Genomic DNA, 8,172 nt, shown 5'->3' on the forward strand with positions numbered 1-8,172 from the left:
CGTCCGGCCGGGTGCGCGATCCGCATTCGGCCGGCCGCTAGAGTGAAACCTCCGCCGACTCCGGCGATGCCTCACGCGACACGATCGCCTGCACCACAATCCCCCATCAGAAAGTCCCTTCCGCGTGACCGCTACGACTCCCGCCGACTTCCATCCGCTCGCCGCCTCCGTGCAGCCCGTGTTCGACACGGTGCTGTCCCGCAGCCCGCACGAGCCGGAGTTCCACCAGGCCGTCCACGAGGTGCTGCACTCGATCGCCCCTGTCCTGGAGCGACGCCCGGAATACGTCGACGGCGGGATCCTCGAGCGGCTCGTCGAACCCGAGCGGCAGATCCTCTTCCGCGTGCCGTGGATCGACGACGCCGGCAAGCTGCAGGTCAACCGCGGCTACCGCATCCAGTTCTCCTCTGTGCTCGGCCCGTACAAGGGCGGACTGCGCTTCCACCCCTCGGTGAACCTGTCGATCATCAAGTTCCTCGGCTTCGAGCAGATCTTCAAGAACGCACTCACCGGTCAGGGCATCGGCGGCGGCAAGGGCGGGTCCGACTTCGACCCGCACGGCAAGTCCGACGCCGCGGTCATGCGCTTCTGCCAGTCGTTCATGAACGAGCTCTACCGCCACCTGGGCGAGCACACCGACGTCCCCGCGGGCGACATCGGCGTCGGCGGCCGCGAGATCGGCTACCTCTTCGGCCAGTACCGCAAGGTCACCAACCGCCACGAGTCGGGCATGTTCACCGGCAAGGGCACCGGCTGGGGCGGCGCCGAGGTACGCACCGAAGCGACCGGATACGGGGCGGTGTTCTTCGCGCAGGAGATGCTCGCCGTGCACAACGACTCCCTGACCGGCAAGCGCGTCGGCATCTCGGGCTCGGGCAACGTCGCGATCTACGCGATCCAGAAAGCCACCCAGCTCGGCGCGACCGCCGTCACGGCCTCCGACTCGTCCGGCTACGTCGTCGACGACGCCGGCATCGACGTCGACCTGCTCCGTCAGCTCAAGGAGGTCGAGCGCGCCCGCATCGTCGAGTACGCCAACCGTCGTCCGAGCGCGCGCTTCGTCGAAGGCGGCAGCGTCTGGGAGGTCCCGGTCGACATCGCCGTCCCCTCCGCCACGCAGAACGAGGTCAGCCTCGCGGATGCCGAGGCCCTGATCGCGAACGGCGTGCGCGCCGTCTCCGAGGGCGCGAACATGCCGTGCGTGCCCGACGCCGTCGAGGCCTTCCAGAAGGCGGGCGTGCTGTTCGCCCCCGGCAAGGCAGCGAACGCCGGCGGTGTCGCGACCTCGGCGCTCGAGATGAGCCAGAACGCCTCGCGTCAGCGCTGGACCTTCGCCGACAGCGAGAACAAGCTGCGCGAGATCATGGCGGACATCCACGACGCCGCGTTCGACGCCGCAGAGCGCCACGACGTCGGCGGCGACTACGTGGCCGGAGCCAACATCGCGGGCTTCGAGCGCGTCGCCGCCGCGATGCTCGCCCAGGGCGTCATCTGATCCGAACGACATGAGGCCGGGCATCCGCAGGGGTGCCCGGCCTCGTCGTCTCCGCGGCGTCTCAGTCCATGATCTCGCGGTCGTTGGCGTGTCGGGCGAGCGAGCTGCCGTAGCGCTCGGTGAGCTGCACCATCAGGTCGGGGGTGTCTCGGTCGACGCCGAACACGTGACCGGGGAAGTCGAGCTCGGGCTGCGCCGCCGCGATCTCCTGATCCCGGTCGGGTGAGAGCAGCTGCACCGGGTCGCCGACGGCCACCCACCCGATCGGGACCACCGTGCCCTCGGGCAGCACGGCGCGGCGGTGCACGATCGCGTTGACCCGCACCTCGCAGCGCGCCCCCACGAGAGCACCGTTGAAGACGCGGGCGCCGGAGGCGAAGAAGACCTCCTCACCCACCGTCGCCCCGGCGATGCTCGCCAGCGTTCCGATGAGGGTGTGCGCGCCGACATGGACCGCATTGGCCGCGGTGGCACGGATCAGCGCGTTCTCCATCACGATCACGTTCTCGCCGAGGGTGATCGGGCCGCCCTCCGCCGTGATGACGGCGCCGTGCAGCACCTGACAGCCCGGCCCCACCTCCACATCGCCGGAGACCACGGCGGTGGGGGCGATGACGGCGGTGTCATGGATGCGGGGGCGAGCCCCGAGGTGCTCGTACAACATGCGGCCAGACTAGTCCCGCCGCAGCCGTGAGAGCAGCCACCGCACGTTACTCGACTTTGGCGGGCTCCGGGAAGATCGCGGTGAACAGCTGCTCGACCCATTCGAGAAGCTGTGCGTCGGGCAGCGGCTCGAGCCCCACGCCCACAGCGGCGGGAACCGTGGGCATCGGCACGACCAGCGCCTCTCCCCCGGCCACGAGCTTCGCCTTCGGATACAACCGCTGCAGCCGTACCTTGATCGAGTCCTCGAGCCGCGCCGGTGCGATGCGCAGGTTCGAGCCCATGACCACCACGTCGGTCAGCCCGGCGCGCGCAGCCCGACGACGCAGTCGCGAGATCGCCAGCAGTCCCTCGACCTCTTCCGGCGGCGTGCCGTAGCGGTCGACGAGCTCCTCGATCACGAGATCGATGGCCCCGTCCTTCGCTGTGGCCGCCGACGCCGCCGACAGCTTCTGGTACGCCTCGAGACGCAGCCGCTCGCTGTCGATGTAGTACTCGGGGATGCGCGCATCGAGGGGAAGCTCGAGCCGCAGCTCCTGCCCGGTCTCGACCTCGTCGCCGCGGAACGTCGCCACCGCCTCGCCGATCATCCGCAGATACAGGTCGAATCCGACGCCGGCGATGTGTCCGGCCTGCTCCGCACCGAGCATGTTGCCCGCGCCGCGGAGCTCGAGGTCCTTCAGCGCGACCTGCATGCCCGAGCCGAGCTCGTTGTTGACCGCGATCGTCTGCAGCCGGTCGGCGGCGGTCTCGGAGAGCGGCTTCATCTCGTCGTAGAGGAAGTACGCGTACGCCCGCTCACGCCCTCGCCCGACCCGACCGCGGAGCTGGTGCAGCTGGCTGAGGCCGTACTTGTCGGCGCGGTCGATGATGATCGTGTTCGCGTTCGAGATGTCGAGGCCGGTCTCGATGATCGTGGTCGAGACGAGCACGTCGAACTTGCGCTCCCAGAAGTCGTCGACGACCTGCTCCAGTTGGTGCTCACCCAACTGCCCGTGGGCGACGGCGATGCGCGCTTCGGGCACGAGCTCCGCCAACTGCGCCGCGACGCGCTGAATCGACTGCACGCGGTTGTGCACGAAGAAGACCTGCCCCTCGCGCAGGATCTCGCGCCGGATGGCCGCGGCGATCTGCTTGTCGCTGCGGGGGCCGACGAACGACAGGATCGGATGCCTGTCCTCGGGCGGCGTCGCGAGCGTGGACATCTCGCGGATGCCCGTGACCGCCATCTCCAGCGTGCGCGGGATGGGGGTGGCGCTCATGGCGAGGATGTCGACGTTGGTCTTCAGCTTCTTCAGCGCGTCCTTGTGCTCGACGCCGAACCGCTGCTCCTCGTCGATGATCATCAGGCCGAGATCCTTGAAGATGACCCCTTCCGTGAGGATGCGGTGGGTGCCGATGATCATGTCGACCGACCCCTCCAGCAGCCCCTGGAGCGTGAGCCGGACTTCCTTGTCGGTCTGGAAGCGCGACAGCGCGCGCACCTTGACCGGGAAACCGGCGAAGCGCTCGGTGAACGTCTCCATGTGCTGCTTCACCAGGAGCGTCGTCGGCACGAGCATCGCGACCTGCTTGCCGTCCTGGATCGCCTTGAACGCCGCGCGCACGGCGACCTCGGTCTTGCCGAAGCCGACGTCGCCGGAGAGCAGCCGGTCCATCGGGATCGGCCGCTCCATGTCGGCCTTGATCTCGTCGATGGTCTGCAACTGGTCCTGCGTCTCCGCGAACGGGAACGCCTCCTCCAACTCGCGCTGCCAAGGCGTGTCCGGGCCGAAGGCATGGCCTTTGGCGCTCATGCGCGCGGAGTACAGCTTCACGAGCTCGACGGCGATGTCGCGCACCGCCTTGCGGGCCTTGCCCTTGGCCTGCGACCAGTCGCTGCCGCCCATCTTCGACAGGGTCGGGGCCTCGCCGCCGACGTACTTCGAGAGGGAGTCGAGCTGATCCGTCGGCACATACAGCTTGTCGCCCGGGTAGCCGCGCTTGGAGGGGGCGTATTCGAGGATGAGATAGTCGCGCACGGACTTGGTCGCGTTGCGGCCACCGGTGGACACCTCACGCTGGGTCATCTCGACGAACCGTCCGATGCCGTGCGTGGCGTGCACCACGAAGTCGCCCTGCTTCAGCTGCAAGGGGTCGACGACGTTCTTGCGCCGCGAGGCGAGCTTCTTGACGACCCGCTGGTCGCCACCGATCGTGCGTCCGTAGAACTCGTTGTCGGTGAGGACGGCGAGCTTCGCCTCCGGCACCTGGAATCCGGCTTCGACGGACCCCATGACCAGGGTCGCGACACCGGCCTCGGGCGCATCCGTGAGACTCTCGACGACTCGGGCCGCGAGGCCGCGATCGGACAGCACATCGCGTGCACGGTCGACCAGGCCGCTTCCGGCTGCGATCACCACGACGCGCCAGCCGTCGGTGACCTTGGCCTCGACGAACGAGATCGCCCCGTCGACGTTGCCGTGGAACGACGGGATGATGGCGGCACCGAGGGTGGCGGCATCCGTGTCGGAAGCCGCGTCGCCGTCGCCGACGCTGATGCCGAAGGGGCTCAGCTGCCACCAGACGCCACCCCGGTCGCGCACGACCTCGCGCAGTTCGGCGACCGTGAGGAAGTCGCCGGCCCCGAGGTCGATGGGCGCCGACGCACCAGAGGTGGCCGCGCTCCAGGCGGCATCGAGGAACTCGCGGTTGGTGTCACCCAGCGTGATCGCACGCGCGGTGGAGCGGTCGGGATCGACGACGGCCGTCGCGGCCCCCGCCGGCAGATACTCGGCCAGGGACTTCAGCGGCCCCGCGACCGCAGGCAGGAGCGATTCCATGCCCTCGACCGGGATGCCCTCGGACATCTTCTCGAGCATCCCTCTGATCGCCGGGAAGCCCTCGATCAGCTCCCGCGCGCGATCGCGGACATCGGCGGTCAGCAGCAGCTCGCGGCTCGGCGGCAGGTCGACGCCGGGCACGTCGCCGGGGAGCGAGCGCTGATCGGCGACGGAGAAGGCGCGGATCTGGTCGATCTCGTCGCCGAAGAACTCGATGCGGAACGGGTGCTCCGAGACGGGAGGGAAGACATCGAGGATGCCGCCGCGCACGGCGAACTCGCCACGGCGGGAGACCATGTCGACACGGGAGTATGCCCGCTCCACGAGCTGCTCGACCACGCGGTCGAGCTCGTTGCCCCTGCTGCCGACGGAGAGTTCGAGCGGCGCGATCTCCCCGAGGTTGCCCGCGATCGGCTGCAGCGCCGCGCGCACGGAAGCGACGATCACGAGCGGGTGGTCACCGGACCACTCCGCGATGCGGCGCAGTGTCTGCAGGCGCTGGCCCACCGTGTCGACGCTGGGGCTCAGGCGCTCGTGCGGCAGCGTCTCCCAGGCCGGGAACGTCAGGATGTCGGCCGTGGGCAGGTAGGCATGCATCGCCAGCGCCAGGCTCTCGGCGCGGCGCCCGGTGGGGACGACCGCGAGGAGGGCGGGAGGATGCCCCGCCGCCGCGCGCTTGCCGAGCAGGCCGGCGAGCGCCGGCGCATCGAGCCCGTCGACCAGACCGAGGTCGGCATCGGTGTGCGCCCACTGCAGAGCGTCACGGTACAGAGACGCCTCTTCCAAGGCGCGCAGAATCCCCGGAACAGTCACCGGACAAGACTAGTCGCGCCCGCCGACACTCCGGCCCGCCCGCTCGTTTCGAGGGGGCTCACCTCAATAGGCTGTCGGGATGGAATCCGTCGCCCTGTCCACCGAACGTCTCGTCCTGCATGCACCGACGGAGGCGGACATCGATGCGATCACGGAGGCGTGCCAGGATCCGGAGATCGCGCGCTGGACGACCGTTCCGAGCCCGTACAACCGCGAGGATGCCGAGCACTTCGTGCGTCTCGTCGCGGGGTCGTGGGCCGACGGCTCGGAGGCCGTCTGGGGCATGTACGCCGGCGACGAGCTCGTGGGCATGATCGGTCTGCACGGCATCGCCACCCACGTCACGGGTGGGGCCGCCGAGCTCGGGTACTGGGTGACCCCGGCCGCTCGGGGCAAGGGTCATCTCGCGGAAGCGGCACGCGCCGTGATCGACTGGGGTTTCACCGAGCTCGGGCTCGTCCGCATCCGCTGGCAGGCCGTCGCCGGGAACGTCCCTTCGGCGCGGGCCGCCCGCGCGCTCGGCTTCCGCTATGAAGGCCTGCAGCGCCAGGCGCTCACGAGCCCGCGTGGCCGCGACGACGGCTGGATCGCCGGCCTGCTGCACGATGACGACCGCACGCCGGTGGACTGGCCGATCCTCTGAGGAGTGAGCACCGGGTGACAGTGTCGGCGGCCGATGACAGGATGAGGGCATGCCGGAGATGCCGGAAGTCCAGGGCCTGACCACGTTCCTCGCCGACCGCGCCGTGGGGCGCACGATCACCCGCGCCAGCGTCGCGGCGATCGCCGCGTTGAAGACCTACGATCCGCCGATCACCGCGTTGCAGGGCACCACGATCACGGCGGCCGCCCGGCTCGGCAAGTTCGTCGTGCTGTCCTGCGGCGACGAGCTGCACCTCGTGTTCCACCTCGCGAAGGCGGGGTGGCTGCGTTGGTACGAGACGCTGCCGACGACGCTCATCAAACCCGGCAAGTCGCCGATCGCTCTGCGCATCGCGCTCGACGACGACAGCGGTTTCGACCTGACCGAGGCCGGAACGAAGAAGTCGCTCGCCGTCTACGTCGTCCGCGACCCGCAGGAGGTGCCGGGCATCGAGCGGCTCGGGCCCGACCCGCTCGACTCCGCCTTCGACCGCGACGCCTTCGCCGCGCTGCTGGAGGACCGGCGGATGCAGATCAAGGGGCTGCTGCGCGACCAGGCGGTGATCGCGGGGATCGGCAACGCCTACTCCGACGAGATCCTGCACGCCGCCCGGATGTCGCCGTACGCGATCGCCGGGAAGCTCGACGATGCCGAGATCGACCGCCTGTTCGACGCGATGCGCGAGACGCTGACCGAAGCGGTCGCCGAGGCATCGGGCAAGCCGCCCGCCGACCTCAAGGATGCCAAGCGCCGCGGGATGCAGGTGCATGCGCGTCGCGGCGAGACGTGCCCCGTCTGCGGCGACACCGTCCGCAGCGTGTTCTTCGCCGACCGCTCGCTCGAGTACTGCCCCACCTGCCAGACCGGCGGCAAGGTGCTCGCCGACCGCCGTCTCTCTCGACTGCTGAAGTGATCGCGGCCCTGCCGGTCCATGTCTTGGAATGAAATGCGCGCAGGTGCGTTGAGTACACTCAGAGCAACAACGTGCTCCGGGGTCGGTGGGAATCCGAACCGGCGGTGACAGTCCGCGAGCGTCTCGAGAGATCGGGATGCCGATCCGGTGGAATTCCGGGACCGACGGTGATGCGAGGGAGACCTCGCTAGTCCGGAAGGGAGGCAGCACGAGACGCATGCGTGCGTCCGTTCCGCCATCCCTGTCTGACCCCGGAGCCTCAGAGGAGGACGACGGATGGCAGTGAACGCGGCAGAGCGCAGCGCGATGGATCGCGCGCTCCAGCTCGCCACGCGCGGACCCCGTGGGGCGAACCCGCAGGTCGGCGCGGTCATCCTCTCCCCCGATGGCACGGTCCTCGCCGAGGGCTGGCATCACGGAGCAGGCACCCCGCACGCCGAGGTCGACGCGCTGTCGAAGCTCGCACCGGGCGATGCCCGCGGCGCCACCGCCGTCGTGACGCTCGAGCCCTGCAACCACACCGGCCGCACCGGGCCCTGCGCCGTCGCGCTCATCGAGGCAGGTGTCGCGCGGGTCGTGTACGCCCTCGACGATCCCGGCGCCGAATCGGGAGGCGGAGCGGACCGCCTGCGCGCCGCCGGCGTCGACGTCGAATCGGGTGAGCAGGCAGACGCCGCGCACGCGCTCATCGAGGGCTGGCTCATGGCGCAGCGGTTGGGACGCCCGCACATCACGGTCAAATGGGCGCAGAGCCTCGACGGCCGCGCTGCCGCTGCCGACGGCTCGAGCCAGTGGATCACCGGGCCTGCCGCGCGCGCCGACG

Annotated in this window: 6 protein-coding genes and 1 riboswitch; of the genes, 4 read left to right on the forward strand and 2 right to left on the reverse strand. The window is 69.8% G+C overall.

Features of this window, described 5'->3' with window-relative positions:
• Positions 1 to 124 precede the first annotated feature (124 nt).
• Complete coding sequence (gdhA, locus tag GZ67_RS0115090) at positions 125 to 1,495, forward strand: NADP-specific glutamate dehydrogenase (protein WP_029262999.1); 1,371 nt, start codon at positions 125 to 127, stop codon at positions 1,493 to 1,495.
• A gap of 61 nt (positions 1,496 to 1,556) precedes the next feature.
• Here the strand turns inward: gdhA and GZ67_RS0115095 are convergent, their stop codons facing one another.
• A complete protein-coding gene (locus tag GZ67_RS0115095; protein ID WP_029263000.1) occupies positions 1,557 to 2,159 on the reverse strand; it encodes a gamma carbonic anhydrase family protein in 603 nt (200 codons plus the stop codon).
• Between the two features lie 46 nt (positions 2,160 to 2,205).
• Positions 2,206 to 5,793, reverse strand: coding sequence for a transcription-repair coupling factor (gene mfd, locus GZ67_RS0115100; RefSeq protein WP_029263001.1), 3,588 nt, complete (start codon positions 5,791 to 5,793; stop codon positions 2,206 to 2,208).
• A 79-nt stretch (positions 5,794 to 5,872) separates the two neighbouring features.
• Between mfd and GZ67_RS0115105 the strand changes: the two genes are divergently transcribed.
• From GZ67_RS0115105 to ribD, 3 genes are all read left to right on the forward strand, one after another.
• Positions 5,873 to 6,436 (forward strand): GNAT family N-acetyltransferase, encoded by a 564-nt coding sequence (locus GZ67_RS0115105; protein ID WP_029263002.1) that lies wholly within the window; start codon positions 5,873 to 5,875, stop codon positions 6,434 to 6,436.
• 49 nt (positions 6,437 to 6,485) lie between these two features.
• Entirely contained in the window at positions 6,486 to 7,349 is an 864-nt protein-coding gene (locus GZ67_RS0115110; protein WP_029263003.1) for an Fpg/Nei family DNA glycosylase, read from the forward strand.
• A 68-nt stretch (positions 7,350 to 7,417) separates the two neighbouring features.
• A riboswitch (FMN riboswitch) is annotated at positions 7,418 to 7,562 on the forward strand.
• Positions 7,563 to 7,625: 63 nt separating this feature from the next.
• Positions 7,626 to 8,172, forward strand: a 547-nt coding sequence (gene ribD / locus GZ67_RS0115115) for a bifunctional diaminohydroxyphosphoribosylaminopyrimidine deaminase/5-amino-6-(5-phosphoribosylamino)uracil reductase RibD (RefSeq protein WP_036330400.1), incomplete at its 3' end; no start/stop codon positions are given.

Origin of the sequence: Microbacterium sp. Cr-K20, from assembly GCF_000708325.1 — a bacterium.
Lineage (GTDB): Bacteria > Actinomycetota > Actinomycetes > Actinomycetales > Microbacteriaceae > Microbacterium.